Here is a 26,667-nt window from a genome sequence, read left to right on the forward strand (position 1 = left end):
TACATCCACCGGCTTTGGATGGATGAACGGGATGTTCCCACCCTACGCCGCATCCATCCCATGCAGCTTCGGCCGGGCGTCGCTGGCCAGGTAATGGCGTAGCCGCGCCTGCTGGTTGGGGCCGAGGAACAGTCCCAGCTTGCTGCGCCGCCAGAGGATGTCCTCGGCCTCCTGCGCCCATTCCTCGCGGCACAGGTAATCCACCTCGCGTGCGTACAGGCTGCCGCCCAGGTGTTCGCCGAGGTCTTCCTGCCCGCGCACGCCGTCCAGCAGGCGCCAGCAGCGGCTGCCGTAGGCATGCGCCCAGCGCAGGGCCAGGCCGTGCTCCAGCCAGCCGTGGCGCTGGCAGAGGCTGTCCGCCAGGCTGGCGGGATCGACGAGCTGTTCGCCGCCGGGCAGCGGCGCGGTCGCGGTCCAGGCCGGGCGCATTTTCGGGAAGTTGGGTGCCAGTTGCGCCAGCGCCGCTTCGGCCAGCTTGCGGTAGGTGGTCAGCTTGCCGCCGAACACCGACAGCAGCGGCGCTTCGCCGGGCGCGCCGGCCAGCGCCAGGGTGTAGTCGCGGGTCACCGCCGAGGGATCGGCCGACTCGTCGTCGCACAGCGGGCGCACCCCGGCGAAGCTGTAGAGGATGTCGGCGCGCTCGACGGGCCGCTTGAAGTGCGCGTTGACCACCCGCAGCAGGTAGTCGATCTCTTCGTCGCTGATCCGCACCTGGGCCGGATCCCCGTGGTATTCGCGGTCGGTGGTGCCGATCAGGCTGAAGCGCCCCTGGTAGGGAATGACGAAGACGATGCGCCGGTCCTCGTTCTGCAGGATGTAGGCCTGGTCGCCGTCGTGCAGGCGCGGCACCACGATGTGGCTGCCCTGGATCAGGCGGATGGCGTAGGGCGAGGGTTGTTTCAGGCCATCCTCGAGCAGCCGCGCGACCCAGGGTCCGGCGGCGTTGACCAGCACCCGCGAGCGGATCGAGTAGAGGCTGCCGTCGGCGCGTTCCAGGTGGATGTGCCAGAGCCCCTTGCGGCGCCGCGCGCTGACGCAGCGGGTGCGGGGATGGATGTGCGCGCCGTGCTCGCGGGCGGCCATGGCGTTGAGCACCACCAGGCGGGCGTCGTCCACCGCGCAGTCGGAATATTCGAAACCGCGCTCGATCTCCGCCTTGAGCGGGCTGCCGGCGCCGAAGCGCAGCGCGCGCGAGGCGGGCAGCTTCTCGCGCTTGCCGAGGTGATCGTAGAGGAACAGGCCGGCGCGGATCATCCAGGCCGGACGCAGGTGCGGACGATGGGGCAGCACGAAGCGCAGCGGGCGGACGATGTGTGGCGCCTTGGCCAGCAGCACCTCGCGCTCGGCCAGCGACTCGCGCACCAGGCGGAATTCGTGGTGTTCGAGGTAGCGCAGGCCGCCGTGGACCAGCTTGCTGCTCGCCGAGGAGGTGTGCCGGGCGAGGTCGTCCTGTTCGCAAAGGAACACCGACAGCCCGCGTCCGGCCGCATCGGCGGCGATCCCCACGCCGTTGATGCCGCCGCCGATCACCGCCAGGTCGTAGACCTCGGCAAGCGGTGCGCTGGGGGAATGAGCGTTCGGCATCACGAACCTCGACTGGCGAAAGTGAATTTTCGATTTTCGTTTCCGAAAATACTAGGCCAGCAAAACCGTATTGACCAGCCCGATCAACTCCACCGGTGGGCTTCAGCCCACCAAGCGGAGCTGACCTTGTCTGGTGGGCTGAAACGGATCGCCGCCCGGCCCACCCTGCGGGCCAGGTTCGTGTGTCAGACCAGATGCACCTGCACCTTCCACTCGCTCAGCAAACGGACGAGAGGGGCGGGCGGCGGGCTGTCGGTGAACAACTGGTCGACCAGGTCGATGGCGCCCAGGCGCACCACGGCGTTGCGGCCGAACTTGCTGGAGTCGGCGGCCAGCAGCACCTGCCGGGCGTTGTGGATGATCGCCTGGGAAACCCGCACTTCCTGGTAGTCGAAGTCCAGCAGGCTGCCGTCCTCGTCGATGCCGCTGATGCCGATCAGCGCGAAATCGACCTTGAACTGCTGGATGAAGTCCACCGCCGCCTGGCCGACCACGCCGCCGTCGTCGCGCACCGTTCCGCCGGCCACCAGCACCTCGAAATCGGCCTTGGCGCTGAGCTGCGCGGCGACGTGCAGGTTGTTGGTGATCACCTTCAGCCCCCGGTGGCCCAGCAGCGCGCGGGCGATGGCCTCGGTGGTGGTGCCGATGCTGATGAACAGCGAGGCGTGGTCGGGAATCTGCGCGGCGATGGCTTCGGCGATGCGCTGCTTTTCCTCGCGCATCTGCCCGGCGCGCATGGCGTAGGCGGTGTTGTGGATACTCGATGCCTCGCATGCCGCGCCGCCGTGGGTACGGCGCAGCAGGTCGCGTTCGGCCAGTTGGTTGATGTCGCGGCGGATGGTCTGCGGGGTGACGGCGAAGGCCTGGGCCAACTCGTCGATGCTGACGTAGCCGCGTTCGCGGGCGAGTTCGAGGATGCGTTGCTGCCGGGGCGCCAGGGTCATGCGGAGGTCCTGTTTTGGCCGGGATTATAGGCTGTCGTCGCTATGGATTTACGGCTAAGGTAGTTCAATCCTGCCGCCATTGTTTTCACAATCGAACATGACACCCGCCATCGACCTGTTGAAGAAAGCCAAGGCTGACTACGCGGTACACAGCTACAGCCACGATCCCAAGACGCCCTCCTATGGCCTGGAGGCAGCGGAAAAGCTCGGCCTGGAGCCGGCGCGGGTATTCAAGACGCTGCTGGCCGCCAGCGAGAAGGGCGAGTTGCTGGTCGCCGTCGTGCCGGTGGCCGGCAGCCTCGACCTCAAGGCCCTGGCCCACGCCGCCGGGGTGAAGAAGGCCGACATGGCCGATCCGCAGGCCGCCCAGCGCTCCACCGGCTACCTGGTCGGCGGCATCAGCCCGCTGGGGCAGAAGAAGCGCCTGCGCACCTTCATCGACGAGTCGGCGCGGCAGCACCCGACCATCCATGTCAGCGCCGGCCGGCGCGGGCTGGAGGTGGAGTTGAGCGCGGACACCCTGGCCAGGCATACCCAGGCCAGCTTCGCGCCTATCGGCCGGGCTTGAGCGGATTCCGATCGTTCGTTTAAGAAAATGCTTCCGGCTGTCGTCTTGCAAACCTGACCCACCGGTCGCGGCGGGACAGGGCCATGAGAACAAGGACATCGTATGAGCCTATACCTGCTTGCCATCGACCAGGGCACCACCAGTTCCCGTGCCATCGTGTTCAGCGCCCAGGGCCTGCCGGTGGCGCGCGCCCAGCAGGAGTTCAAGCAGTATTTCCCCAGGGATGGCTGGGTCGAGCACGACGGCGAGGAAATCTGGCTGACCACCCTCAAGGTCTGCCGCGAGGCCATCGAGCAGAGTGGCCTGGAGGCCGCCGAGATCGCCGCCATCGGCATCACCAACCAGCGCGAGACCACCCTGGTGTGGGATGCGCGCACCGGCGCGCCGATCCATCCGGCCATCGTCTGGCAGGACCGCCGCACCGCCGACTACTGCGCCGAACTCAAGGCCGCCGGCCATGAGGCGGACGTCGCGGCCAGGACCGGCCTGCTGATCGATCCCTACTTTTCCGCCACCAAGCTGCGCTGGATTCTCCACAACGTGCCCGGCGCCCGGGAGCGCGCCGAGCGCGGCGAGCTGCGTTTCGGCACGGTGGACAGCTTCCTGCTCTGGCGCCTGACCGGCGGCCAGGCGCATCGCACCGACGCCACCAACGCCTCGCGAACCCTGCTGTTCAACATCCACACCCAGCAATGGGACGACGACCTGCTGGCGCTGTTCGACATCCCGCGCAGCCTGCTGCCCGAGGTGCTCGACTGCGCCGCCGATTTCGGCGTCACCCGGCCCGACCTGCTCGGCGCCGCCATCCCGGTGCTGGGCATGGCCGGCGACCAGCAGGCCGCGCTGATCGGCCAGGCCTGCTTCCAGCCGGGCATGGTCAAGAGCACCTACGGCACCGGCTGCTTCATGATCCAGAACACCGGCAGCCAGCCGGTGGCCTCGAAGAATCGCCTGCTGACCACGGTCGGCTACCGGTTGGGCGGCGAAGTCACCTACGCTGTGGAAGGCAGCATCTTCGTCGCCGGGGCGGCGGTGCAGTGGCTGCGCGACGGCGTCAAGCTGATCAGCCACGCGCGCGACAGCGAGGCGCTGGCCGTGCAGACCGGCGATGCCTGCGGTGTCTACCTGGTGCCGGCGTTCACCGGCCTGGGCGCGCCGTACTGGGACCCCAGGGCGCGCGGGGCGATCTTCGGCCTGACCCGCGACACCGGCATCAAGGAAATCGTCACCGCCGGCCTGCAATCGGTCTGCTACCAGACCCGCGACCTGCTCGAAGCGATGCGCCAGGACGGCGCCGCCGCGCCCAGCGCATTGCGCGTCGACGGCGGCATGGTGGAGAACAACTGGGTGATGCAGTTCCTGGCCGACATCCTCGGCGTGCCGGTGGAGCGCCCGGAAGTCACCGAGACCACCGCGCTCGGCGTCGCCTACCTGGCCGGCCTGCGACTCGGGCTGTACGCCGACCTGGCGCAGATCGCCAGCCACTGGCACCGCCAGCAGCGTTTCATCCCGAAGATGGCCGAGGAACATCGCGAGAAGCTCTACGCTGGTTGGTTGGACGCGGTGCAAAGGGTACGCAGCGGCGCTTGAACGGGAGATCGGAATTGACCAAAGGACAGGGAGCGGTGCGACTTGGTCAGCGACTGGCGTTACTGTGTCTGCTGGGAGCGCTGACACTGCCGGCCCGGAGCGAAACCCTGGTGATCACCGGCGATGTCTGGTGCCCGATCAACTGCGCGACCGACGCGACCAGGCCGGGCATCTTCGTCGAGCTGGCGCGGCAGATCTTCGCCGAGTCCGGCATCCAGGTCGAATACCAGACGGTGAACTGGGCACGCGCGATCCACGCGGTGCGCCAGGGCCGCGCCAACGCGGTGATCGGCGCTGGCCGGGACGATGCCCCGGACTTCCTGTTCAGCGCCAGCGCGCCGGGCATCTCGCGCATGTGTTTCTATGTCCACCCGGACAACGGCTGGCGTTACCGGGGCCTGGCCTCGCTGGACGAGGTCAGCCTCGGTGTGATCAACGGCTACAGCTACGGCGAGGCGCTGAACGACTACATCCAGCGCCACGAGCACGACGCCTCGCGGGTGCAGATCGCTTCCGGCGACCAGGCGCTGGCGATCAACATCGCCAAGGTCCTCCACGGGCGCGTCGATGCCACCCTGGAGAACAGTTGGGTGATGGCCAACCAACTGATCGGCCAGGCGCCGGACATGGAGCTCCAGCAGGTCGGCTGCCGGGTGCCCGACGTGCCGATCTACCTGGCCTTCTCGCCGGCGCTGGAGAGCAGCCCGCGCTACCTGGCGCTGTTCGAGGCGGGACTGCGGCGCTATCGCCAGGACGGCCGGCTCAAGGCGCTGCTGGCCAGCTATGGAGTCAGCGAGGAACCGTAGGTCCGGCCAACTGTTGCAGGGCAACTGTAGCGGGCGCCTCCGGTTCCGCCCCGGCATACTCGCTGTCTTCCTCCCCCGTAGCGAGCCGCGCCATGCCACTCGAATTCCATCAGATCGACGCCTTCACCCAGCAGTCGTTCAGCGGCAACCCGGCGATGGTCTATCGCCTAGACGCCTGGCTGGACGAAGCGCTGATGCAGCGTATCGCCGCCGAGCACAACCTGGCGGAAACCGCCTTCCTGGTGAGGGAGGGCGCCGCCTGGCACATCCGCTGGTTCACCCCGACCAGCGAGGTGCCGCTCTGCGGCCATGCCACCCTGGCCAGTGCCCATGTGTTGTTCGAACAGTACGCCGAGCCGGGCGAACGACTCGACTTCACCTGCCAGTCCGGCGCCTTGAGCGTGACCCGCGCGGACGGCCGGCTGGTGCTCGACTTCCCCAGCCTGCCGCCACGCCCCATCGCCGCCAGCGAGGCGCTCATCCAGGCGCTCGGCGAGACGCCCCTGGAAGTGCTGGATACCGGCAAGGAACTGATGGTGGTGCTGGCCGACGAGCAGCGCGTGCGCGCTTGCCAGCCGGACCTTCCCAGCGTGGCGCGGCTGCCCTGGCTGGGGATGATCGTCACCGCGCCGGGTGAGCGCCATGACTTCGTGTCGCGCTATTTCGCGCCGGGCATCGGCATCGACGAGGACCCGGTGACCGGCTCCACCCATTGCAGCCTGATCCCCTATTGGGCCGCGCGGCTCGACAAGGCTGAACTGAGCGCCTACCAGTGTTCGGCGCGCGGCGGGGAGCTGCATTGCCGGCTGGAAGGCGAGCGGGTGAAGATTGCCGGCCATGCCCGGAGGATTGCCAGCGGGACGCTCTGGCTCTAGACCGAGCGCCGTAGCCGGGATGAAATCCGGGGAGCCAGTGGAACATTGCCGACTGCCTGTCTGCGTGAAGCACGGACCTCGAAGCCGGCACGGACAGCCCCCTCTCCCATTCATGGGAGAGGGTTGGGGAGAGGGGCGGAGCCAGACAACGACACCGGCCCCTTTCCGCCAGGCGTGCCCCAGGAAGCCCCGCATGGACATCGACTCGCCCTGAAGCCGGACGAGGCTGGCTATACTGCCCCGCAGTTCGCTCCGACAGCTATACAAGGGTTACCGATGACGGCCCCCACCCGCGACCAACTGCTGCGCCTGCGTCGTACGCTGCTGGCCTATACCGCTTCGCTTCTGCATCTCGTGCTCTGCTGGCTGGCCTTCTGGGCCGGCTTCATGTCCATCAGCCTGGGCGGCATGGCGGTGCTGACCTTCGTGGTGATGGTCCTCGGCGTGCTGTTCATGCTGGCCATCTGGCTCAACCTCAACCTGCGCTTCCACGACCCGAGCATGACCCAGGCGCAGATGTGCTGGGCGATCGCCGTGGTGTTCGTCAGCGCCTATTTCGTCGATACCCTGCGTCCGCTGTTCCTGATGATGGCGCTGGTGGTGCTGATGTTCGGCGCCTTCCACCTGCGCTTCAGCGGCTATCTCCGCATCGGCCTGTTCGTGGTGTTGTGCTACGCGCTGCTGATGTTCGCCCTGTACCGGCGCGGCGCCCCCATCGAGCCACGGGTCGAGCTGATCCAGGCCCTGGTGTTCTTCACCCTCATCGTCGGGGTGTCGATGCTCGGCCTGGAGATGAGCAACCTGCGCACCACCTTGCAGCAGCGCAACCGCGACCTGCACCAGGCGGTCGAGCGTGTCCAGCACCTGGCGATCACCGACGAACTGACCGGGCTGTACAACCGTCGTTTCGCCAAGGAGCTGCTGGCCCAGCAGAAGGCGTTGGCCGATCGCGGCCAGTACGACTTCGTGGTCTGCCTGGTCAACCTGGACCTCTTCAAGGCGGTCAACGACCGCTTCGGCCACGCCGGCGGCGACGAAGTGCTGCGGCAGGTCGCCCAGTTGTTCCGGCAGGTGGTGCGCGATGTGGACTTCGTCGCCCGGCTTGGCGGAGAAGAGTTCCTGCTGTTGCTCTCGCGCACCGACAGCGCCGGTGCCGAACTGATGGTCGAACGCCTGCGCCAGACCCTGCGTGAAACGGCCTGGGAAGGCTTTCCGGACCTGCGCCTGACCCTGTCGGTGGGCATCAGCGCCTATCGTGTCGAGGAACCCTGGGAGGAAACCCTGCAACGCGCCGATGCCGCGCTGTACCAGGCCAAGGCCAAGGGGCGCGATCGGGTGGAGATGCAATAGGCGGGAGGTGCGTTTCGCGCGGGAGCGGCCGGCCCTGGGGGCTCGTTCCCGGCGGATTAGCTGGCGGAAGCGTCCTGGTAGCGGCGGACGCCGGATTCGCCAAGCTTGAGCTGCGCGGCGATGCTGCCCTGGGCGGGGAACACCACCAGGTGGTCGGCGGCGATGCGGATGCCGACGTGGGCACCCGTCGGGTAGTCGACGTGGCTGGGGAAGATCGATTCCAACTGGGTGCCGGTCGGCAATTGCAGGCGATAGAGCGTCGCCGCGCCGAGGAAGGTCTTGCCGACGATCAGGGCCTGCAGGGCGCTGTCCGGGGCATGCACGATGTCGTCCGGGCGCAGCAGCACATCCACGGCGCTGCCGGTCGGCCAGGTGTAGGCGCGGTTGCCGCGAATCGGCCCAAGCTCTGTCTGTACCGCCTCGGGACTGAGCAACTGGCCACGGATGAAGTAGCCCTGGCCGATGAAGCTGGCGACGAAGGGCGTCAGCGGCTCGTGGTAGAGGTTGTAGGGTGTGTCCCACTGCTCCAGGTGACCATCCTTGAACACCCCGACATGGTCGCTGACGGCGAAGGCTTCCTCCTGGTCGTGGGTGACCAGGATGGCGCTGGTGCCGCGCATCTTGAGAATGTCGCGAACCTCATGGCTGAGACGCCGGCGCAGCTCGCCATCGAGGTTGGAGAAGGGTTCGTCGAGCAGCAGCAGTTGCGGCTGCGGTGCCAGCGCGCGGGCCAGCGCGACGCGCTGCTGCTGGCCGCCGGACAGCTCGTGGGGGTAGCGGCGGGCCAGTGTGCCGAGCTTGACCAGCTCCAGCAGTTCGCCAGTGATGCGCTTGCGCTCCGGGTGCTGGCGGATGCCGAAGGCGATGTTGTCGGCCACCGTCAGGTGCGGGAACAGCGCATAGTCCTGGAACACCATGCCGATCCGCCGCTTCTCCGGCGCCAGGGTGAAGCCGGCGCGGGAGATCACTTCGTCGCCCAGTTGGATCTCGCCTTCGTGCACCGGCTCGAAACCGGCGATGGCGCGCAGGGTGGTGGTCTTGCCGCAGCCGGACGGGCCGAGCAGGCAGCCGATGTCGCCAGCGTTGAGATGCAGGTTGAGCTGCTGGACGATCTGGTGCCGACCGTAGCCGCAGGCCAGGTCGCGCAGGCTCAGCAGGAGTTCGCTCATGCGTGGTGGTAGGCCGGTTCGACGAGCATTTCGAGCAGCGCCTTCTGTGCGTGCAGGCGGTTCTCCGCCTGGTCCCAGGCCCGCGAGCGCGGGTCGTCGAGCAGGTCCTCGCTGATTTCCTCGCCACGGTGGGCGGGCAGGCAATGCAGGAAGATCACGTCCTCGGCGGCCTGGTCGAGCAGGGCGCGGTTCACCTGGTAGGGACGGAACAGCGCGAGACGTTCGGCGGCCTCGTCTTCCTGGCCCATGGAGGCCCACACGTCGGTGCTCACCAGGTGGGCGCCCTGCACGGCTTCGCGCGGGTCGCGCAGCAGGGTCACACGGTCGCCGGCCTGGGCGAGCAGTTCGGCGCTGGGCTCGTAGCCCTCCGGGCAGGCGACGCGCAGGTGGAAGTCGAACTGGATGGCGGCTTCTATGTAGCTGTTGCACATGTTGTTGCCGTCGCCGATCCAGGCGGCGGTCTTGCCCTGGATGCTGCCGCGCTGTTCGAGGTAGGTCTGCATGTCGGCGAGCAACTGGCAGGGATGCAGGTCGTCCGACAGGCCGTTGATCACCGGCACCTGCGAATGCGCGGCGAACTCGGTGAGGGTGCTGTGGGCGAAGGTGCGGATCATCACCGCGTCGAGCATGCGCGACATGACGATGGCGCAGTCGCCGATCGGCTCGCCGCGGCCGAGCTGGGTGTCGCGCGGCGACAGGAAGATGGCCTGGCCGCCGAGCTGGATCATGCCGGCCTCGAAGGACAACCGGGTGCGGGTCGAGGCCTTCTCGAAGATCATCCCCAGCACGCGGTTCTTCAGCGGCTCGTAGAGCACCCCTCGGTTGCGCAGGTCCTTCAGCTCGACGCCGCGCCGGATCAGGCCATTCAGCTCCTGGGGCGTGCAGTCCATTAGCGAGAGGAAGTGTCTTGCGCTCATGGTTCAGTACCTACGACTTATTTTCAGTATCGGGCCGAGGTACTGGCCGGCTTTCGCGAGAAAAAACGGACTGAACCTGCGGCGGGACCGCATGGAGCGGAAATTCGGGAAAGGCGCGATCTTATAAGGAAGTATCGCATTGGAGCAAATTCTGCCTGGAATGCCGGAGGGGACATTTCGTCAGGAAATGTTCGTGGGGACTTTTCAGGTTTGTCTTAGGGAACTCGCTGGAGGATGCCTGTAGCTTCTCGCTGCCGCTCGGAGGAGCGGCTATCAAATCCATACAGGAGTATGTCCATGAAGAAGTTTTGGGGGGCTGCCGCACTGGCAGCGGTTGTCGCTACTGCCAGTGGTTGCACCAGCTACAACATCAACCAGCCGACGGCTCCGGTAGCCGGCGAGGTGAAGGCAGACCTGACTGCCGATGTGAAGGTGGGTGAAGCGATCAGCGGCCAGTCCAACGTCAACATCCTGTTCGGCTTCCTCAAGCTGGGCGGCGACAGCCAGTTCGCCGATGGCGTGACCTATGGTGGCGACAGCGGTTCCGCACTGGCTGTCTTCGACCCGGTATCCAGCGCCAAGGCCGCTGCCGCGTTCAAGGCGGTGAAGAGCTCCGGCGCCGACCTGATCGTCGCGCCGCGTTACGAAGTGACCGTCAACGACTACTTCGTCTTCAAGCAGGTTGAAGTAAAGGTAACCGGCAACAAGGGCAGCATCAGCAGCATCCGTTGATGCTCGCCGGGCCGGCCAGGCGATCCCTGCCGGCCCACTCTCCTACAATCCTTCTCCCTGATGGGGCGCGATTCACCCGACATAAGCTGGTGGCGCCCACCCGCCTCTCGTTCCATAGTGCGACGACACGACCGGCAGCCTGTCGAGCCGCCGGCGGAACAATAACGAGAGGCAAGGCAATGACCAGGACCCTCCATCACCGTGCGTGCCACCTGTGCGAGGCCATCTGCGGCCTGACCATCGAAACCGAGCGCCTGGACGATGGTTCCCAGCGCATCCTGTCGATCAAGGGCGACGCCGAAGATAGCTTCAGCCGTGGCCACATCTGTCCCAAGGCCGTGGCCCTGCAGGACATCCAGAACGATCCCGACCGCCTGCGCCAGCCGATGCGCCGTATCGGCGACACCTGGCAGCCGATCGCCTGGGACGAGGCTTTCGAGCTGGTCGCCGAGCGTCTGGCCGATATCCAGGCCCGCCACGGGAAGAACGCCGTGGCCGTGTACCAGGGCAATCCCAGCGTGCACAACTACGGGCTGATGACCCACAGCAACTACTTCCTCGGCCTGCTCAGGACCCGCAATCGCTATTCGGCGACCTCGGTGGACCAGTTGCCGCACCATCTGGTCAGCCACCTGATGTATGGTCATGGCCTGCTGATCCCGATCCCGGATATCGACCATACCGACTTCATGCTGATTCTCGGCGGCAACCCGCTGGCTTCCAACGGCAGCATCATGACCGTGCCGGACGTGGAGAAGCGCCTCAAGGCGCTCAAGGCGAGAGGCGGCAAGCTGGTGGTGGTCGACCCTCGGCGCAGCGAGACGGCGGCCATCGCCGACCAGCATCTGTTCGTGCGGCCGGGGCAGGATGCGGCGCTACTGCTGGGCGTGCTCAATACGCTGTTCGCCGAAGGCCTGGCCCGAGCGACGCACCTGCCGGTTTCCGGTCTCGACGAGGTACGCGCCGCCATCGCGGATTTCAATGCCGAGTCCATGAGCCGACGCTGCGGCGTGCCGGCCGAGGACATCCGCCAACTGGCCCGCGACTTCGCCGCCGCCGAACGGGCGGTGTGCTACGGGCGCATGGGCGTTTCCACCCAGGCGTTCGGCACCCTCTGCCAGTGGCTGGTGCAGTTGATCAACCTGGTGACCGGCAATCTTGACCGCGAGGGCGGGGCGCTGTGCACCCAGCCGGCGGTGGACCTGGTTTCCAGCACCTCGGGCGGCCACTTCGAGCGCTGGCGGAGCCGCGTTTCCGGCCTGCCCGAATACGCCGGCGAGTTGCCGGTGGCGGCGCTCGCCGAGGAAATGCTGGTGCCGGGAGAAGGGCAGGTGCGCGCGCTGGTCACGGTGGCCGGCAACCCGGTGCTGTCGACGCCCAACGGCCGGCAACTGGAGCAGGCGCTGGAGGGGCTGGAATTCATGCTCAGCATCGACCTCTACATCAACGAGACCACCCGCCATGCCGACCTGATCCTGCCGCCGACCGCTCCCCTGGAGCATGATCACTACGACACCTCGTTCAACCTGTTCGCCGTACGCAACGTCACCCGCTTCAACGAGGCGGTGCTGGACAAGCCGGACGGCGTGCTGCACGACTGGGAAATCTTCGTCGCCCTGGCCCAAGCCTTTGCCGCGCGTACCGGTGCGGAGCTGAAACCGACCATGCCGCCGGAGCAGATGATCGACCTGGGGCTGCGTTTCGGGCCCTATGGCGAGCGGAGCGAACACAAGTTGTCCCTGGCTGCGCTGCGCGAGCATCCCCATGGCCTCGACCTGGGCCCGCTGCGGCCGAACCTTGCCGGCCGGCTGAAGAACCCCGAACAGGCCGTCCAGGCCGCGCCGGCCCTGTTGCTCGCCGACCTGCAACGGCTCGCGGCACAACCCGAGCCCGAAGCCGGTGAGTTGCTGCTGATCGGTCGCCGCCATGTGCGCAGCAACAACTCCTGGATGCACAACTATCACCGCCTGGTGAAGGGCAAGCCGCGTCACCAGTTGCTGATGAATCCTGAGGACCTGACCCGGCGCGGCCTAGTCGATGGCCAGCGGGTCCGGGTGCGTTCCCGGGTCGGCGAGATCGAGGTGGAGGTGGCGGCCAGCGACGAGATGATGCCCGGCGTGGTCAGCATGCCGCACGGCTGGGGACATGGCCGTCCCGGCGTGCGCATGACCATCGCCAGCGCCCAGCCGGGCGCCAGCGTCAACGACCTGACCGACGAACGCCGGCTCGACGCGGTGTCCGGCAATGCGGCTCTGAATGGCGTGCCGGTGGAGGTGGAAGCCGCCTGAGCGGGTTCGTGGATGGCCCCGGGTGAAGGCCGAGCGCCACGCTCGGCTTTCCTGTACAATCCCGCCATCGTGCCGACCGGTGAGTCGGGAAGTTCAGTGCCGAGGTGCCCAATGGATATCATCGAAACCATCAAAGAGCAGATCGCCAACAACGCCATCCTGCTGTACATGAAAGGCTCGCCGAATGCTCCGCAGTGCGGTTTCTCCGCCAAGGCGGCACAAGTCGTGATGGCCTGCGGCGAGAAGTTCGCCTATGTCGACATCCTGCAGAACCCGGAAATCCGCGCCAACCTGCCGAAGTACGCCAACTGGCCGACCTTCCCGCAACTGTGGGTCAACGGCGAGTTGGTCGGCGGCAGCGACATCATGATCGAGATGTTCGAGAAGGGCGAATTGCAGCCCCTGATCAAGGAAGCGGCAGCCAAGGCCAACGCCTGATACTTCCGCCGGATATACGAAAAAGCCCCGCATCGCGGGGCTTTTTCATTGGCTCATCGAACAGAAGAGCTTGCGGCAACGACACATCGTGCCGGGCGGCGTTATTCGTCCATCTGCGACTGCAGGTAGTTTTCCAGACCCACTTTGTCGATCAGGCCCAGTTGGGTTTCCAGCCAGTCGATGTGCTCTTCCTCGGACTCGAGGATTTCTTCCAGCAGGTCGCGGCTGCCGTAGTCGCCGACGCTCTCGCAGTAGGCGATGGCTGCCTTGAGGTCGGGCACCGCGCTCATTTCCAGCTTCAGGTCGCTGGTGAGCATTTCCTTGGTGTTCTCGCCGATGTGCAGCTTGCCGAGGTCCTGCAGGTTCGGCACGCCCTCCAGGAACAGGATGCGCTTGGTCAGCTTGTCGGCGTGCTTCATCTCGTCGATGGACTCGTGGTACTCGTGCTCGCCCAGCTTGTTCAGGCCCCAGTCTTCGTACATGCGGGCATGCAGGAAGTACTGGTTGATCGCGACCAGTTCGTTGCCGAGAACTTTATTGAGATGTTGGATGACTTTCTTGTCGCCTTTCATATTCGCCTCCTGCCACGCAAGGAAATGGGATTTTCAAATTGTGGTCCCGGAGAAATTCTCTGTCAAACATAAGTTATTGAAATATAAGTAAAAATTAATCTGAATACGAATGTTTAAGTTCTGCGTTTTGGCGTTAAATGCTTGAAATTAAGGCATAAAAAAACCGGACATCAAGTCCGGTTTTCGGTGAGACGGGAAACGATGGATCAGGCGACTGCGAATCCGGCCGGGTAGGCGAGGGAGGCCTGGCTGCTCTGCACTTCGCCGAGGGTCTCGCGGACCACTTGCTTGGCCAGGCAGGCGCATTTGCCGCATTGGGTTCCGACGCCGAGATTCTCGCGGACATCACGGTAGCTGCAGCAACCTTCGTAGATCGCTTCGCGGATTTGACCGTCGGTGACACCTTGGCAGAGGCAGACGTACATGAATGAGGCCCACAGCGTTGGGTTGGCTTTATGGGCAGGATATTAATCTTAATGAGAATGCTTGTCAAAGATGCGCTGAACGCTTTCTCATTTGCACCTGAAAGGCCCGCCCTAGAGCGGGCGGGCAGGTGGGGCAGGGGGCTCAGTCGTAGTCGTCGATCCAACCGCCCATCTCTTTCCAGCGGTTGACGATGCCGCAGAACAGCTCGGCGGTCTTCTCGGTGTCGTAGCGCGCGGAGTGCGCTTCCTTGCCGTCGAAGTCGATGCCGGCGGCCTGGCAGGCCTTTGCCAGCACTGTCTGGCCGTAGGCCAGGCCCGCCAGGGTGGCGGTGTCGAAGCTGGAGAACGGGTGGAACGGGTTGCGCTTGATGCCGCAGCGCGCGACCGCGGCGTTGAGAAAGCCGAGGTCGAAGCTGCTGTTGTGGCCGACCAGGATGGCGCGCTTGCAACCGTTGGACTTGATCGACTTGCGCAGGCCCCGGAAGATCTCCGCCAGCGCGTGCTCCTCGCTGACCGCCATGCGCAGCGGGTGGTCGAGCTTGATGCCGGTGAACTCCAGCGCCGCCGCTTCGATATTGGCGCCCTCGAAGGGCTCGATGCGGAAGAAGTGGGTGTGGTCCGGGTAGAGGAAGCCGCTTTCATCCATGGCGACGGTGGTCGCGGCGATTTCCAGCAGGGCGTCGGTGGCGCAGTTGAAGCCGCCAGTCTCGACATCCACCACTACCGGCAGGTAGCCGCGGAAGCGCGCCGCCATCGGGTGGCGCGGGCCGGATGGCAGGCTGCCGTCGAGTTCGTCGTCGAAATGCTCTTCGCTCACCGGGCGGTCTCCAGCAGGCGCCAGCGCAGCTTTTCGCCGGCGCGCAGGGGGATCACGCTGTGTTCGCCGAACGACAGGCTGGCCGGGGCTTCCCATTCCTCGCGGACCAGGGTGATGGTTTCCTGGTTGCGCGGCAGGCCGTAGAAGTCCGGGCCGTGGAAGCTGGCGAAGGCTTCCAGCTTGTCCAGGGCGTTGCGCTGCTCGAAGGCCTCGGCGTACAGCTCGATGGCGGCGTAGGCGGTGTAGCAGCCGGCGCAACCGCAGGCGGCTTCCTTGGCGTGACGGGCGTGGGGCGCCGAGTCGGTGCCGAGGAAGAACTTCGGGCTACCGCTGGTGGCCGCGTCGAGCAGGGCTTCCTGGTGGACGTTGCGCTTGAGGATCGGCAGGCAATAGAAGTGCGGGCGAATGCCGCCGACCAGCATGTGGTTGCGGTTGTACAGCAGGTGGTGGGCGGTGATGGTGGCGCCGACGTTGGCCGGCGCCTCCATGACGAACTGCGCGGCATCGCCGGTGGTGATGTGCTCGAACACCACTTTCAGCGTCGGGAAGCGCGCGACCACGCGGCTCATGTGTTCGTCGATGAAAACCTTCTCGCGGTCGAACACGTCGATCTCGCCACGGGTGACCTCGCCGTGCACCAGCAGCGGCAGGCCGACCTCGGCCATGGTTTCCAGCACCGGGAAGATCTTGTCGATGCTGGTGACGCCGGAGTCCGAGTTGGTGGTGGCGCCGGCCGGGTAGAGCTTGGCGGCGTGCACGAAGCCGCTGGCCTTGGCGGCGCGGATGTCGTCGCTGCTGGTGTTGTCGGTGAGGTAGAGCACCATCAGCGGCTCGAAGTGACTGCCCGCCGGACGGGCGGCGAGGATGCGCTGGCGGTAGGCGTCGGCCTCTTCGGCGTCGCGTACCGGTGGCACGAGGTTGGGCATGATGATGGCGCGGCCGAAGGTACGCGCGACATCGGCGACGGTCTGCGTCAACGCGGCTCCATCGCGCAGGTGGATGTGCCAGTCGTCGGGACGCAGCAGGGTCAGGCGGTTGGACATGGGGGGAATTCCAGGCGGGCGAAACGTGGCCGGAATGGTACCTGAAAAGGCGGTTAAAGCCGATTAAGAGCGCTGGAGGCTGGACGAAAAAGTAGTGCGTGGTGCTTTTGTGGGAGCGAGGGGGATGCCTGGTTCTCGGCTCGCGAACATTGGCAACGCAAAAGCTTCGTGGGCAGAGCTTGCTCTTATATATATTGAAGCGGTGTTCATTGGATTACTCGCTTTGCTCACCCTTCGGGCCGCCCTGAAGGGCGTTCGGTGCAAGCACCGTCCCGCGTTCGCGGGAATGACGGGGATGAAACCCCAACGCCAGACCGTCATTCCCGCTAACGCGGGGGCCCAATAAACAGCCACGTAGCCCGGATTGCATCCGGGCTACTCGTCTGCTTTTGTAGGAGCCAGCTTGCTGGCGATGCTTTTGCGTTGCCGGTGATCGCGCGCATGGCGCGCTCCTACAATAGGACTCCGTCGTAGGAGCGGCCCATGGCCGCGAAAAAGCTTGACGCAGAAGGTGCATGGCTAGAATCCTGTCCAGCCTCCAGCCTCCAGCCTCCAGCCTCCAGCCTCCAGCCTCCAGCCTCCAGCCTCCAGCCTCCAGCCTCCAGCCTCCCTTCAAGTTTTCCCACCCTCGACCGATACCCGAAGGGAATGCCGTATTGCCGTGGAGCCCGCCGTGCGCCAGCGTTATCTCCTTCTGTTCAGCCTGCTGGCCTGCGTGCCGGCGCAGGCCATCACTTTCCAGACGCGCCTGGAGCAGGCGGAGTGGAAGGTCGAGGGCGATCAGTTCGAGTGCCGTCTGTCGCAGGCGATCACCGATTTCGGTGTCGGCGAGTTCGTGCGGCGTGCCGGCGAGCAGGCGATCTTTCGCTTGCAGGCGCGTGAGCGCTGGCTGGGGGCCGGTTCGGCGACGTTGCTGGCCGCCGCCGCGCCGTGGCAGCCGGGGCGTGGCGATATCAACCTGGGGATGGTCAACGTCGCGGCGGGGGAGGTGCCGTTCAACAGCACCCAGTTGCAGGCCGGGCGCTTGCTGGCCGGGTTGCTCGACGGCCGCAGTCCGCTGGTCCGCCATCGCACCCTGCAAGGCGGCGAGACGCTGGAAGTGCGCCTGCTGCCGGTCAGGTTCGCCAAGGCCTACAACGACTACATGGGATGTACCGCCAAGCTGTTGCCGGTCAACTTCGACCAGGTCCGGCAGGTCCAGCTCGGCTTCCCCAGCGGCGGTACCGACCTGGACGACCGGGCCCGCGCCAGGCTGGAGATCATCCTCCAGTACATGCGCGCCGATCCGAGCGTGAACCGCATCGAGCTCGACGGCCATTCCGACAACAGCGGCAGCCGCCTGACCAACCGCGACCTGTCGCGCCGCCGCGCGCTGGCGGTGCAGGGGTACTTCGAGGCCAGCGGGGTGCCGGCGGAGCGTATCGTCGTGCGTTTCCATGGCGAGCAGTATCCGCTGGTGACCAACAGCAACGCGGCCAACCGGGCGAAGAACCGGCGGGTGACCGTTCGTCTGTCGCGGGTGCCGGAGCCCGAACCGGCCGGGGCGGAGTCGACCGCCGAGCCGGCATCCGCTCCCGCGGCGGCTGGGCCGGCGTCCTCCTGAGTCAGGACGTCGCGGCGACGCAAGAATGTGTCGCCTCGTCGTCACAAGCTGTCGCGCCCCTGTAAATAATCCGACCGCCCCGGTAGAATCAGCCGTTTTCCGTAACACCCCCCTGGAGTTGATGGCATGGCGGACGTGAAGAAGGTTGTCCTGGCGTATTCCGGTGGCCTGGACACCTCGGTGATTCTGAAGTGGCTGCAAGACACCTATAACTGCGAAGTGGTGACTTTCACCGCGGACCTCGGTCAAGGCGAGGAGGTCGAGCCGGCCCGCGCCAAGGCCCAGGCCCTGGGCGTCAAGGAAATCTACATCGATGACCTGCGCGAAGAATTCGTCCGCGATTTCGTCTACCCGATGTTCCGCGCCAACACCATCTACGAAGGCGAATACCTGCTCGGCACTTCGATCGCCCGTCCGCTGATCGCCAAGCGCCTGATCGAGATCGCCAACGAGACCGGCGCCGACGCCATTTCCCACGGCGCCACCGGCAAGGGCAACGACCAGGTACGCTTCGAGCTGGGCGCCTACGCGCTGAAGCCGGGCGTCAAGGTGATCGCCCCCTGGCGCGAGTGGGACCTGCTGTCCCGCGAGAAGCTGATGGACTACGCCGAGAAGCACGGTATTCCTATCGAGCGCCACGGCAAGAAGAAGTCGCCGTACTCCATGGACGCCAACCTGTTGCACATCTCCTATGAAGGCGGCGTGCTGGAAGACACCTGGACCGAGCACGAAGAAGATATGTGGAAGTGGAGCGTCTCCCCGGAGAAGGCCCCCGACACCCCGACCTACATCGAGCTGACCTACCGCAAGGGCGATATCGTCGCCATCGACGACAAGGAAATGACCCCGGCGCAGGTGCTCACCGAGCTGAACCGCATTGGCGGCGCCAACGGCATCGGCCGCCTCGACATCGTCGAGAACCGCTACGTCGGCATGAAGTCGCGCGGCTGCTACGAGACCCCCGGCGGCACGATCATGCTCAAGGCCCACCGCGCCATCGAGTCGATCACCCTCGACCGCGAAGTCGCGCACCTGAAAGACGAGCTGATGCCGAAGTACGCCAGCCTGATCTACACCGGTTACTGGTGGAGCCCGGAGCGTCTGATGCTGCAACAGATGATCGACGCCTCGCAGGCCAACGTGAACGGCGTGGTGCGCCTGAAGCTATATAAAGGCAACGTCATCGTGGTCGGCCGCAAGTCCGACGATTCGCTGTTCGACGCCAACATCGCGACCTTCGAGGAAGACGGCGGCGCCTACAACCAGGCCGACGCGGCCGGCTTCATCAAGCTCAACGCGCTGCGCATGCGCATCGCCGCCGGCAAGGGCCGCAAGTTGTTCTGATAAGCTTGTACACCCCGTGCCAGACAGACCCCGGCCACGAGCCGGGGTTTGCTTTCATAAGCCCGGAAAAGGGCGAATCGATGAGGAATTACCGATGAGACTGCTGCATACCATGCTGCGGGTCGGCGACCTGGACAAATCCATCGCCTTCTACACCGAAGTGCTGGGCATGACCCTGCTGCGCCGCAAGGACTACCCGGACGGCCAGTTCACCCTGGCGTTCGTCGGCTACGGCGACGAAGCGCACAACAGCGTGATCGAGCTGACCTACAACTGGGGCGTCGACAGCTACGAGCTGGGCACCGGCTACGGCCACATAGCCCTGGAAGTAGCGGACGTCTACAAGGCCTGCGAGGACATCCGCGCCCGTGGCGGCAAGATCACCCGCGAGCCGGGGCCGATGAAGCACGGCTCCAGCATCCTCGCCTTCGTCGAGGACCCGGACGGCTACAAGATAGAACTGCTCTCGCCGCAGCGCGGCGACTGATGCCTGTTCGCGCCCCGGAGAAACGCTCCGGGGCGTGTTTTCTTCCCGTGGTTCCCGCCTTTCGCCAGCCTGCGCATTCTGGAGACGCCGGCCTTCACCCCGACAGCCCTCCCGGGCCCGGCACGAACTTCAGGCTATCCACTGGGATTTGCCGCCTGGCGTGACCTCACCATGAGCCATACGGAATTCCGTATTTCTCGATATAGGCTTTGGAAATATCGCTCAGGGGATAGTGGTGCCCATCCGACTTCCCGCCGTATGGCCCCGCCTTGACCACCTCGCCCTGGACCCTCGTTACCTCGATGGGCGCCAGGCAGGGCCCCATGATCCAGGTTTTGGCAATGCCACCGGGGGCCAGGCCAACGGTCAGCCCCTTCCGATAGCCAGTAGTCCATTTGCCATCAAGCGAGCAATATGCTTTCTCGCCCTTGACCATGGCCTGCTGGATGGCTTCGGGGATTACGATATAGGCCGCGTAGGTCTGTGGCTCGGCCAGCGATTGCCAGCGTACATAGATCAACCGTGGCAGGGCGGCGCCGGTGACGTACCTGCCTTTTCCCCAGCCAGGGTGCTCGGGCCAGCCGGTGGGGTCGCCCTTGAGGCTCTTTGGTGTCTGGATCGCCGCGACGCCGGCCATGGCCTGGCGGAAGACCCGGTCGTTCACGTCCACGGCGTCGGCGGTTTCGATCCACACCTCCATGTAGTTGGGGGCGAGAAGCCCCAGCCACCAGGCATCGTAGGGCAAGCCCTGGGCTTTGCCGGCGCCACTGGCGCAGCCCGCCAGCAGGGTTGCCAGCCCCAGGGCCAACAGGCGTTTCAGCTTATTCATTGGGGTGCTCCATGCGTTTGCCGTTGGCGGTGGGGCGGTTGATGAACACCACCTCCAGCGCGCTGTTGTACTTGTTCCAGGCAGCGTTCCAGTGGGCGGACAGATGGATGTAGTGGCGGCATAGCATCGCCCGTTCCTCTTCGCTCAGGCCTGGGAGTGGCTCGTTCAAGGCATAGGCTTGCAGCTTGGCGGCGACGGGTTGCAACTCATCGGGAAGCGCCAGGGCGGGGTCGCGATCATCGATCCGGTTGAATGCCACGCCGGCACGCACCGCCAGTTCGCGCATGATACGCAGGTAGACCAGCGACAGCTCGCCGCGCACCTGCCGCTCGCTGCCGACGGCGGCGTACACGCGCTTTTCCGGGAAGGAGTGGCCCCGGCGCTCGCGGGGCAGTTCCATATCCCAGAGGGCAATGCCCAGGCGCTGCGCGTAGGGTCGCCAATTGGGCAGCCCCCGCTCCAGTCGCCGCCGGGTGCGCACATAGGCTTCGGTGTTCTCGTTGCGGGTGCCCTGGCTGACCCGGCTGCTGTCCGGGCGGGTCAGGAATATTCTTTCCGTGGCCAGGGGCAGGTAGCCGCCGCCGATGTCCGAGTGGGCGCCGGGCAGCCGGATGTCGTGGTCGGTGCGGGTCAGGGAGAAGTTGTGGCGATACTCGTTGGCGGCCACCAGGTGAACCACTCGGCGGGCGATGCCAGGAGGCAGCCCGAGATCGATGCCGGGGTTCCGGGCATTGTGTGCGCTGAAGTCCCCCTTCGATGGGGCGACGACACCGGCCACGGTATCGAACAGGCCGATGAAGTTCAGGGCGTAGTCCGTCTTGTGACGCCAGGCAAAGCTATTGGCGAGTAGCGATGAGCCGGCAGGCAGCGCGCGAGCCAACAGGCTGTCCGGCCCCTTGAGAAGGTCGTTGGCGCAATGCCGCGCGGCGGCCGCTCCGCGGCTGAAGCCGAACAGGTCGAATTCGATTCGGCGGATTTTCAGGGAAGGGTTGTTGTCCAGTAGTAGCTGTAACTGCTCCAGGATCAAGGCGGGCGCTTGTTCGACCCGCGCCACGATACCGGTATCGCCCCGCCCGGAGCCTTGGCTGTAGAGGGAGTCCGCCTGGCCCGGGTAGAGCCGATAAAGCCGGGCGACATTGCTGACATCGTTGCCATAGCTGTTGTCCGGCGTATTGCCGTCGCCATCGTAGCCATAGGCGGAGCAATGCTGGCGGAAGCCCTCGGCCACTTCCGGCTGGATGCCCAGGTTGATGGCGTAACAGCCGCTCGCGGCGTCGCTGTTGGCCTGGTTGTTGCTGGTGCCGTCGAAGAACAGGCCCAGGCGCAGGACGATGCCTTCCAGTTCTTCTTCTTCCTCCTCTTCCTCCAGCGCCTCGGCGCCTTCTGGGGCCAAAGGCTGGCTACCGGGAGCAATGGGTCTTGCTGCTGGTTTCGTCTGGCGCGGAGCGGACGTCGCTAGGGCCGCGACCTCGCTACTGGAAAACTCCTGGAACCTGAGACTCTGGTTGGCGATCAGCAGGGGCGGCGGGCTGCACTTGCAGAGGCAGAGGTCGCCTTCCAGGGCGGCGTTCCGACCATTCAGGATTTCCTTGTGATGCGGCCCCGCCAGGGCGATGACGCCGACGCTGTTGCAGGCCGGGCAGGCCACGGAGTCGCCTTCGGCGGCGATGGGCTGGCCTTCGATCTTGATGAAGCCCACACCAGTGATGACGGTGCCGCCAGCGGTGGTCTGTGCGCCCACCGTGATGTGATAGCGCCTCATGCCTGGCCCCTCTGGAGGACCGTCGCTGTTGAGTGATTGTTGAGGGGGAGTGAGGCGGCGAGTGAATCGTTCATCCGTAGTTCCCTTACAAGTTGGTTAAGAGAACTGCATGGCACCAGCGCTGATCGACAAGTTGCTATCAGACTGATCTGGTTTTGGCTGGGCTTCTAGCGTAGGTGGGCCAAAGCCACTGACAAGGCATCGGACAATCCGCCGACCCTTCTTCCGTTGATACCTCAAGCCACGAGCGTGTTACCGAACGAAGCGTCGGTGTCGTGGTTTTGTGCACTGGGCACTCAGATGCACCGCGAGGGGGCGGCGTGGGGGAGGGCGGTCGTGGTCCGGTTCTTCGCCTTCGGTCTGCGTGTGAACCCGGATTTATGACCTAAGTTTCTGATTCCTAAGGTTTAATACTCGAAACGTCCGGCTTCGTGGAGGTTGGCCTGGACCTGGCATGGCTCATGCACGTTTTATAATTAAAACACCGTTTCATATATGAAACAAGCGTGAGGCCAAAAACAGATGAGAGCCACCTCCTTGAGTATCTATCCGTCCGAAGAGCTTCAGGTTCTGTCCCCGGTAACTGATGCGCGTACCGAGATCGAGTTCCGCGGCGTGACCAAGCGCTTCCCGGTCAAGGGCGGCGGCGAGCCCACCATCGCGGTGCGGAACCTGGACCTGACCATCCGCAGCGGCGAGGTCGTGTCGATCATCGGGCCTTCCGGCTGCGGCAAGAGTACCTTGCTGAACATGGGTTCGGGCCTCTACAGCCCCTCCGAGGGCGAGGTCTACGTGGGCGGCGAGCGGGTCACCGGGCCGGTGCGCAAGGTGGCCTTCATGCTCCAGAAGGACCTGCTGATGCCCTGGCGCAGCATCCGCCGCAACATCGAGCTGGGCCTGGAGATCGAAGGCCGTCCGGCCGGCGAGCGGCGCACCATCGCCGACGAGATGCTCGGCAAGTGCCACCTGGCCGGCTTCGGCGACCACTATCCGTTCCAGCTCTCCGGCGGCATGCGCCAGCGCGCCGCCCTGGCCCGCACCCTGGCCACCGATCCGCAGGTGCTGTTCCTCGACGAGCCGTTCTCCGCCCTCGACGCGCAGACCAAGATGATCCTCCAGCAGGACCTGGCGCAGATGCTCTTCGAGCAGAAGAAGACCGCGCTGTTCATCACCCACGACCTGATCGAGGCGATCGCCATGTCCGACCGCCTGCTGGTCATGAGCGCGCGCCCCGGCACCATCATCGAAGAAATCAAGGTCGACCTGCCGCTGCGCAACAACCCCCTGGAGCGCCGCAAGCTGCCCGAGATCGGCCCCCTGGCCGGTCGCCTGATGGAGCTGCTGAAGGTCGGCGAAGACACCGAACTGCACTGACCCAACCTCGCCAACCACGCCCCGGATTTACGCAGGAGACGAACATGTCCAAGCGATTCGCCAAAGTCCTTTCCCTCGCCGCCGTCCTCGGCTGCGCGATGACCGTCCAGGCCGCGCCGAAGGAAGTCACCTACCTGTTGCCGGCGCCGCCGAACTCGCCGGCCTTCGCGCCCTGGGTCATCGCCCAGCAGAAGGGCTACTACGCCGCCCAGGACCTCGTCGTGAAGTTCATCGCCGCCAAGGGCGGGGTCGACGTGGCCAAGCAGATCGGCGCCGGCAACGCCCTGGTCGGCGGCGCCATCGGCGACACGCCGATCATCGTCCGCGCCAACGGCGTGCCGGTGAAGGCGGTGGCGGTGCTCGGCGCCAGCGGGATCACCATGATCGCCACCGACGCCAAGGCCGGCATCGCCTCGGTCAAGGACCTCAAGGGCAAGACCATGACCGTGATGTCCTACTCGGACACCACCTACTACGCGCTGCTGGCCTCGCTGCGCAAGGCCGGCCTGGGCAAGACCGACGTGGAAGTCCAGGCCGCCGGCCCGGCGGGCGTCTGGCAACTGTTCTCCGCCGGCAAGGCGCAGGCCATGGCCGGGGTGCCGGACTGGGTGGTGAACGCCGAGGAGGCCGGCATGAACGTCAGCCTGCTGCCGCGCGGCGAGCTGTTCGAGAGCATGGCCCAGGCCATCCTGGCTTCCGACGAGGCCATCGAGAAGCAGCCGGAGGTGGTCGCCGGCGTGGTCGAGGCCACCCTGCAGGGCATGCGCGACATCATCGCCGACCCGCGCGCGGCGGCCGTCACCTTCGCCGAGGCGGTGCCCAGCTACAAGGGCAAGGAAGCCACCTTGGAGAAGATCTTCAAGCTCTACGTCGAGCACGTCTACGCAGGCCAGCAGCCGCTCGGCCAGATCGACCCGCAGCGCCTGGACAGCGTGCGCAAGTTCTACGTCAGCGAAGGCATTGTCAGCCGCGAGACTCCGCTCGACGAGCTCTACACCAACCGCTTCGTCGACACCGGCGCCGTGGCCGCCAAGCAATAAGAGGCTTCCATGAAATCTTTCAACAATCCCATGTGCGGCAGCGTCGTCCTGCTCTTCGTGTTCCTCGCCAGTTGGCAGTGGGGGCCGGGGCTGCTGGGCATGCCCGAGTTCGTCCTGCCCAAGCTGACCCGGGTGATCGAGGAGGGCGTGATCATGTGGCAGAGCGCCGACCTGCTCGAACACACCGCGATCACCACCCTGGAGATCATCGTCGGCTTCGCCCTCGGCGCCCTGCTCGGCGTGCTGATCGGCGTCGCCCTGGGCCTGTCGCCGACCACCGAGGCGATGCTCTCGCCCTACATCCTGGCCCTGCAGATCGCGCCCAAGGTGGCCTTCGCCCCGCTGTTCGTGATGTGGCTCGGCTACACCATCTACCCGAAGATCCTGATCGCCATCCTGATCGTGTTCTTCCCGGTGATGATCAACGTGCTGTCGGCGATCCGCACCGTCGACCCGGACATGATCAACCTGGTGCGCGCCATGAGTGCCAACCGCTGGCAGATCTTCCGCCTGGTGGAGTTCCCCTCGGCCATGGCCGCGCTGTTCTCCGGCCTGCGCATCGCCTCGACCCTGGCGGTGATCGGCGTCACCGTCGGCGAACTGGTCGGCGGCAACAAGGGCCTCGGCTTCCTGCTGGTCAACTCGGAAGGGCAGGGCAACACCGCCGGCGTGTTCGTCGCCATCGTCATGCTCACCCTGATCGGCGTGCTGGCCTACGGCGCGGTGGTCTGGGCCGAGAAGCGGGTGCTGCACTACCTGCCCAAAGCCAACCTGAGCACGGTGTGAGGCCATGACCATGACTTCGCTCCTGCAAGATCGCCGCGTGCTGATCACCGGTGGTGCCCGCGGCCTCGGCCTGGCCTTCGCCGAAACGGCGGCCCGCGCCGGCGCCCGGGTGGTGATCGCCGACATCCTCATCGATCGCGTGCAACAGTCCGCCCGCGAACTGGCCGAACAGGGCCTGGACGTCAGCGGCCTGGCGCTGGACCTGGCCGACCCGGCCTCCATCGAGCGCTGCGTGGCCGCGACCGCCGACCGGCTCGGCGGGCTCGATGGCCTGGTCAACAACGCCTCGATCACCCACTCCGGCGGCAAGAGCTGCGAGGAGCTGGAGATCGAGATGTTCGACCGCGTGCTGCAGGTCAACGTGCGCGGCACCTGGCTGATGACCCGCGCCTGCCTGCCGGCGCTGCGTCAATCCGGGCTCGGCGCCGTGGTCAACCTGGCGTCGGACACCCCGCTGTGGGGCGCGCCGAACCTGCTGGCCTACACCGCCAGCAAGGGCGCGGTGATCGCCATGACCCGCAGCCTGGCCCGCGAACTGGGTGGCGATGGCATCACCGTGAACGCCATCGCCCCCGGTCTGGTGGAAGTGGAGGCCACGCAGTACGTGCCCGCCGCGCGCCACCAGCTCTATCTCGACCAGCGCGCCCTCAAGCGCGCCCAGGTCCCGGCGGACGTGTGCGGCGCCGTGCTGTTCGCCCTGTCCGACCTTTCCCGTTTCATCACTGGACAAACCCTGCCGGTCAACGGCGGGTTCGTCATGCCCTGATCTGGAGGAATCCAATGAGCGACCTGAACCAAACCCAGAACGCCCCGAAATCCTGGGACCGCCCGCAAGGCGCCAGCTTCGAGGAGTGGTGCAACAGCCGCATCGCCCGTTACTCGACGCGCAAGTACGACTGGAACGCGCTGAAGTTCCAGGCCGACTACGACCCCAAGTTCCGCCGTGCGCAGATGCGCTACATCGGCACCGGCGGCACCGGCGTGGCCAGCGACATGAACACCATCCCGTCGGAGCACTTCACCTTCTCCACCATGGTCATCCCGGCCGGCCACGAAGGCCCGCCGCACCTGCACGTCGACGTCGAGGAGGTGTTCTTCGTGCTGCGCGGCAAGCTCAAGGTGATCCTCGAGAAGGACGGCGAGCGCTTCGAGGCCATCCTCACCGACCGCGACGTGATCTCCGTGCCGCCGGGCGTGTACCGCGAAGAGATCAACATCGGTGACGAGGACGCGCTGATGTGCGTGATGCTCGGTGCGCAGAAGCCGATCACCCCGACCTATCCGCCGGAGCATCCTCTGGCCAGCATCAAGCGCTGAGGCCGCT

Annotated in this window: 26 protein-coding genes; 16 read left to right on the forward strand and 10 right to left on the reverse strand. The window is 65.8% G+C overall.

Annotated elements, in window-relative coordinates; genetic code table 11:
* Window positions 1-42: 42 nt before the first annotated feature.
* Together glpD and PSEWESI4_RS17370 are read right to left on the reverse strand one after the other, a co-directional pair.
* Window positions 43-1,584 (reverse strand): glycerol-3-phosphate dehydrogenase, encoded by a 1,542-nt coding sequence (glpD, locus tag PSEWESI4_RS17365; RefSeq protein ID WP_187672471.1) that lies wholly within the window; start codon window positions 1,582-1,584, stop codon window positions 43-45.
* A 185-nt stretch (window positions 1,585-1,769) separates the two neighbouring features.
* On the reverse strand, window positions 1,770-2,528 hold the full coding sequence (locus PSEWESI4_RS17370) for a DeoR/GlpR family DNA-binding transcription regulator (protein ID WP_187672472.1): 759 nt from the start codon (window positions 2,526-2,528) through the stop codon (window positions 1,770-1,772).
* 97 nt (window positions 2,529-2,625) lie between these two features.
* On the opposite strand from PSEWESI4_RS17370, the gene ybaK reads away from it, so the two are divergent.
* From ybaK to PSEWESI4_RS17395, 5 genes are all read left to right on the forward strand, one after another.
* Window positions 2,626-3,096 carry a Cys-tRNA(Pro) deacylase gene (ybaK, locus tag PSEWESI4_RS17375; RefSeq protein WP_187672473.1) on the forward strand — a complete coding sequence of 157 codons (471 nt, stop codon included), beginning with the start codon at window positions 2,626-2,628 and terminating at the stop codon, window positions 3,094-3,096.
* 102 nt (window positions 3,097-3,198) lie between these two features.
* Window positions 3,199-4,686 (forward strand): glycerol kinase GlpK, encoded by a 1,488-nt coding sequence (glpK, locus tag PSEWESI4_RS17380; RefSeq protein WP_187672474.1) that lies wholly within the window; start codon window positions 3,199-3,201, stop codon window positions 4,684-4,686.
* A gap of 35 nt (window positions 4,687-4,721) precedes the next feature.
* Window positions 4,722-5,492, forward strand: a complete 771-nt coding sequence (locus tag PSEWESI4_RS17385) for a substrate-binding periplasmic protein (protein ID WP_187672475.1) — start codon at window positions 4,722-4,724, stop codon at window positions 5,490-5,492.
* Window positions 5,493-5,584: 92 nt separating this feature from the next.
* On the forward strand, window positions 5,585-6,367 hold the full coding sequence (locus tag PSEWESI4_RS17390; protein ID WP_187672476.1) for a PhzF family phenazine biosynthesis protein: 783 nt from the start codon (window positions 5,585-5,587) through the stop codon (window positions 6,365-6,367).
* A gap of 276 nt (window positions 6,368-6,643) precedes the next feature.
* A complete protein-coding gene (locus PSEWESI4_RS17395; RefSeq protein ID WP_187672477.1) occupies window positions 6,644-7,717 on the forward strand; it encodes a GGDEF domain-containing protein in 1,074 nt (357 codons plus the stop codon).
* A 56-nt stretch (window positions 7,718-7,773) separates the two neighbouring features.
* Here the strand turns inward: PSEWESI4_RS17395 and PSEWESI4_RS17400 are convergent, their stop codons facing one another.
* Both PSEWESI4_RS17400 and argF read right to left on the reverse strand, forming a co-directional pair.
* Window positions 7,774-8,886: an ABC transporter ATP-binding protein gene (locus tag PSEWESI4_RS17400; RefSeq protein WP_187672478.1), complete on the reverse strand. Its 1,113-nt coding sequence runs from the start codon at window positions 8,884-8,886 to the stop codon at window positions 7,774-7,776.
* Entirely contained in the window at window positions 8,883-9,803 is a 921-nt protein-coding gene (argF, locus tag PSEWESI4_RS17405) for an ornithine carbamoyltransferase (protein ID WP_187672479.1), read from the reverse strand. Before argF ends, PSEWESI4_RS17400 begins: the two co-directional genes overlap by 4 nt.
* A gap of 297 nt (window positions 9,804-10,100) precedes the next feature.
* Between argF and PSEWESI4_RS17410 the strand changes: the two genes are divergently transcribed.
* From PSEWESI4_RS17410 to grxD, 3 genes are all read left to right on the forward strand, one after another.
* Window positions 10,101-10,535: a hypothetical protein gene (locus tag PSEWESI4_RS17410; RefSeq protein ID WP_187672480.1), complete on the forward strand. Its 435-nt coding sequence runs from the start codon at window positions 10,101-10,103 to the stop codon at window positions 10,533-10,535.
* A gap of 179 nt (window positions 10,536-10,714) precedes the next feature.
* On the forward strand, window positions 10,715-12,823 hold the full coding sequence (locus tag PSEWESI4_RS17415) for a molybdopterin oxidoreductase family protein (RefSeq protein ID WP_187672481.1): 2,109 nt from the start codon (window positions 10,715-10,717) through the stop codon (window positions 12,821-12,823).
* A gap of 111 nt (window positions 12,824-12,934) precedes the next feature.
* Complete coding sequence (grxD, locus tag PSEWESI4_RS17420; protein WP_187672482.1) at window positions 12,935-13,261, forward strand: Grx4 family monothiol glutaredoxin; 327 nt, start codon at window positions 12,935-12,937, stop codon at window positions 13,259-13,261.
* A 101-nt stretch (window positions 13,262-13,362) separates the two neighbouring features.
* Here the strand turns inward: grxD and bfr are convergent, their stop codons facing one another.
* The 4 genes from bfr to pyrC form a co-directional block, all read right to left on the reverse strand.
* A complete protein-coding gene (gene bfr, locus PSEWESI4_RS17425) occupies window positions 13,363-13,833 on the reverse strand; it encodes a bacterioferritin (RefSeq protein ID WP_187672483.1) in 471 nt (156 codons plus the stop codon).
* Window positions 13,834-14,039: 206 nt separating this feature from the next.
* Window positions 14,040-14,258 (reverse strand): bacterioferritin-associated ferredoxin, encoded by a 219-nt coding sequence (locus PSEWESI4_RS17430; protein ID WP_187672484.1) that lies wholly within the window; start codon window positions 14,256-14,258, stop codon window positions 14,040-14,042.
* A 142-nt stretch (window positions 14,259-14,400) separates the two neighbouring features.
* A complete protein-coding gene (gene rnt, locus PSEWESI4_RS17435; RefSeq protein ID WP_187672485.1) occupies window positions 14,401-15,075 on the reverse strand; it encodes a ribonuclease T in 675 nt (224 codons plus the stop codon).
* Complete coding sequence (gene pyrC, locus PSEWESI4_RS17440; RefSeq protein WP_187672486.1) at window positions 15,072-16,118, reverse strand: dihydroorotase; 1,047 nt, start codon at window positions 16,116-16,118, stop codon at window positions 15,072-15,074. The genes rnt and pyrC overlap by 4 nt, the downstream gene beginning before the upstream one ends.
* Before the next feature lie 673 nt (window positions 16,119-16,791).
* Here pyrC and PSEWESI4_RS17445 point away from each other — a divergent pair.
* From PSEWESI4_RS17445 to gloA, 3 genes are all read left to right on the forward strand, one after another.
* Window positions 16,792-17,721, forward strand: coding sequence for a flagellar protein MotY (locus PSEWESI4_RS17445; protein ID WP_187672487.1), 930 nt, complete (start codon window positions 16,792-16,794; stop codon window positions 17,719-17,721).
* A gap of 126 nt (window positions 17,722-17,847) precedes the next feature.
* The gene (locus PSEWESI4_RS17450) at window positions 17,848-19,065 is read left to right on the forward strand and encodes an argininosuccinate synthase (RefSeq protein WP_187672488.1); all 1,218 of its coding nucleotides are present in this window, start codon (window positions 17,848-17,850) and stop codon (window positions 19,063-19,065) included.
* 94 nt (window positions 19,066-19,159) lie between these two features.
* Window positions 19,160-19,552, forward strand: a complete 393-nt coding sequence (gene gloA, locus PSEWESI4_RS17455; RefSeq protein ID WP_187672489.1) for a lactoylglutathione lyase — start codon at window positions 19,160-19,162, stop codon at window positions 19,550-19,552.
* Between the two features lie 166 nt (window positions 19,553-19,718).
* Here the strand turns inward: gloA and PSEWESI4_RS17460 are convergent, their stop codons facing one another.
* Both PSEWESI4_RS17460 and PSEWESI4_RS17465 read right to left on the reverse strand, forming a co-directional pair.
* Window positions 19,719-20,381, reverse strand: a complete 663-nt coding sequence (locus PSEWESI4_RS17460) for a DUF2931 family protein (protein ID WP_187672490.1) — start codon at window positions 20,379-20,381, stop codon at window positions 19,719-19,721.
* Complete coding sequence (locus tag PSEWESI4_RS17465; RefSeq protein ID WP_187672491.1) at window positions 20,374-22,143, reverse strand: PAAR domain-containing protein; 1,770 nt, start codon at window positions 22,141-22,143, stop codon at window positions 20,374-20,376. Before PSEWESI4_RS17465 ends, PSEWESI4_RS17460 begins: the two co-directional genes overlap by 8 nt.
* A gap of 522 nt (window positions 22,144-22,665) precedes the next feature.
* Between PSEWESI4_RS17465 and PSEWESI4_RS17470 the strand changes: the two genes are divergently transcribed.
* The 5 genes from PSEWESI4_RS17470 to PSEWESI4_RS17490 are packed head-to-tail and all read left to right on the forward strand — an operon-like array spanning window position 22,666 to window position 26,660.
* On the forward strand, window positions 22,666-23,517 hold the full coding sequence (locus tag PSEWESI4_RS17470) for an ABC transporter ATP-binding protein (RefSeq protein WP_187672492.1): 852 nt from the start codon (window positions 22,666-22,668) through the stop codon (window positions 23,515-23,517).
* A gap of 44 nt (window positions 23,518-23,561) precedes the next feature.
* Window positions 23,562-24,557, forward strand: coding sequence for an ABC transporter substrate-binding protein (locus PSEWESI4_RS17475; protein WP_187672493.1), 996 nt, complete (start codon window positions 23,562-23,564; stop codon window positions 24,555-24,557).
* A gap of 9 nt (window positions 24,558-24,566) precedes the next feature.
* Complete coding sequence (locus PSEWESI4_RS17480) at window positions 24,567-25,343, forward strand: ABC transporter permease (protein ID WP_187672494.1); 777 nt, start codon at window positions 24,567-24,569, stop codon at window positions 25,341-25,343.
* Window positions 25,344-25,347: 4 nt separating this feature from the next.
* A complete protein-coding gene (locus PSEWESI4_RS17485; RefSeq protein ID WP_187672495.1) occupies window positions 25,348-26,109 on the forward strand; it encodes an SDR family oxidoreductase in 762 nt (253 codons plus the stop codon).
* 14 nt (window positions 26,110-26,123) lie between these two features.
* Entirely contained in the window at window positions 26,124-26,660 is a 537-nt protein-coding gene (locus tag PSEWESI4_RS17490; protein WP_187672496.1) for a cupin domain-containing protein, read from the forward strand.
* The last annotated feature ends 7 nt before the right edge of the window (window positions 26,661-26,667 follow it).

The organism is Zestomonas carbonaria (genome assembly GCF_904061905.1).
Lineage (GTDB): Bacteria > Pseudomonadota > Gammaproteobacteria > Pseudomonadales > Pseudomonadaceae > Aquipseudomonas > Aquipseudomonas carbonaria.

Bases quoted from the DNA above. Each gene is read 5' to 3' on its own strand.
- PSEWESI4_RS17400 (WP_187672478.1), bottom strand. From the start codon at position 8,886: ATGAGCGAACTCCTGCTGAGCCTGCGCGACCTGGCCTGCGGCTACGGT.
- PSEWESI4_RS17460 (WP_187672490.1), bottom strand. From the start codon at position 20,381: ATGAATAAGCTGAAACGCCTGTTGGCCCTGGGGCTGGCAACCCTGCTG.
- gloA (WP_187672489.1), top strand. From the start codon at position 19,160: ATGAGACTGCTGCATACCATGCTGCGGGTCGGCGACCTGGACAAATCC.
- PSEWESI4_RS17415 (WP_187672481.1), top strand. From the start codon at position 10,715: ATGACCAGGACCCTCCATCACCGTGCGTGCCACCTGTGCGAGGCCATC.
- PSEWESI4_RS17470 (WP_187672492.1), top strand. From the start codon at position 22,666: ATGAGAGCCACCTCCTTGAGTATCTATCCGTCCGAAGAGCTTCAGGTT.
- PSEWESI4_RS17490 (WP_187672496.1), top strand. From the start codon at position 26,124: ATGAGCGACCTGAACCAAACCCAGAACGCCCCGAAATCCTGGGACCGC.
- PSEWESI4_RS17485 (WP_187672495.1), top strand. From the start codon at position 25,348: ATGACCATGACTTCGCTCCTGCAAGATCGCCGCGTGCTGATCACCGGT.
- PSEWESI4_RS17450 (WP_187672488.1), top strand. From the start codon at position 17,848: ATGGCGGACGTGAAGAAGGTTGTCCTGGCGTATTCCGGTGGCCTGGAC.
- glpD (WP_187672471.1), bottom strand. From the start codon at position 1,584: ATGCCGAACGCTCATTCCCCCAGCGCACCGCTTGCCGAGGTCTACGAC.
- PSEWESI4_RS17370 (WP_187672472.1), bottom strand. From the start codon at position 2,528: ATGACCCTGGCGCCCCGGCAGCAACGCATCCTCGAACTCGCCCGCGAA.
- glpK (WP_187672474.1), top strand. From the start codon at position 3,199: ATGAGCCTATACCTGCTTGCCATCGACCAGGGCACCACCAGTTCCCGT.
- argF (WP_187672479.1), bottom strand. From the start codon at position 9,803: ATGAGCGCAAGACACTTCCTCTCGCTAATGGACTGCACGCCCCAGGAG.
- PSEWESI4_RS17390 (WP_187672476.1), top strand. From the start codon at position 5,585: ATGCCACTCGAATTCCATCAGATCGACGCCTTCACCCAGCAGTCGTTC.
- PSEWESI4_RS17430 (WP_187672484.1), bottom strand. From the start codon at position 14,258: ATGTACGTCTGCCTCTGCCAAGGTGTCACCGACGGTCAAATCCGCGAA.
- bfr (WP_187672483.1), bottom strand. From the start codon at position 13,833: ATGAAAGGCGACAAGAAAGTCATCCAACATCTCAATAAAGTTCTCGGC.
- PSEWESI4_RS17480 (WP_187672494.1), top strand. From the start codon at position 24,567: ATGAAATCTTTCAACAATCCCATGTGCGGCAGCGTCGTCCTGCTCTTC.
- PSEWESI4_RS17475 (WP_187672493.1), top strand. From the start codon at position 23,562: ATGTCCAAGCGATTCGCCAAAGTCCTTTCCCTCGCCGCCGTCCTCGGC.
- grxD (WP_187672482.1), top strand. From the start codon at position 12,935: ATGGATATCATCGAAACCATCAAAGAGCAGATCGCCAACAACGCCATC.
- PSEWESI4_RS17395 (WP_187672477.1), top strand. From the start codon at position 6,644: ATGACGGCCCCCACCCGCGACCAACTGCTGCGCCTGCGTCGTACGCTG.
- pyrC (WP_187672486.1), bottom strand. From the start codon at position 16,118: ATGTCCAACCGCCTGACCCTGCTGCGTCCCGACGACTGGCACATCCAC.
- PSEWESI4_RS17410 (WP_187672480.1), top strand. From the start codon at position 10,101: ATGAAGAAGTTTTGGGGGGCTGCCGCACTGGCAGCGGTTGTCGCTACT.
- ybaK (WP_187672473.1), top strand. From the start codon at position 2,626: ATGACACCCGCCATCGACCTGTTGAAGAAAGCCAAGGCTGACTACGCG.
- PSEWESI4_RS17465 (WP_187672491.1), bottom strand. From the start codon at position 22,143: ATGAGGCGCTATCACATCACGGTGGGCGCACAGACCACCGCTGGCGGC.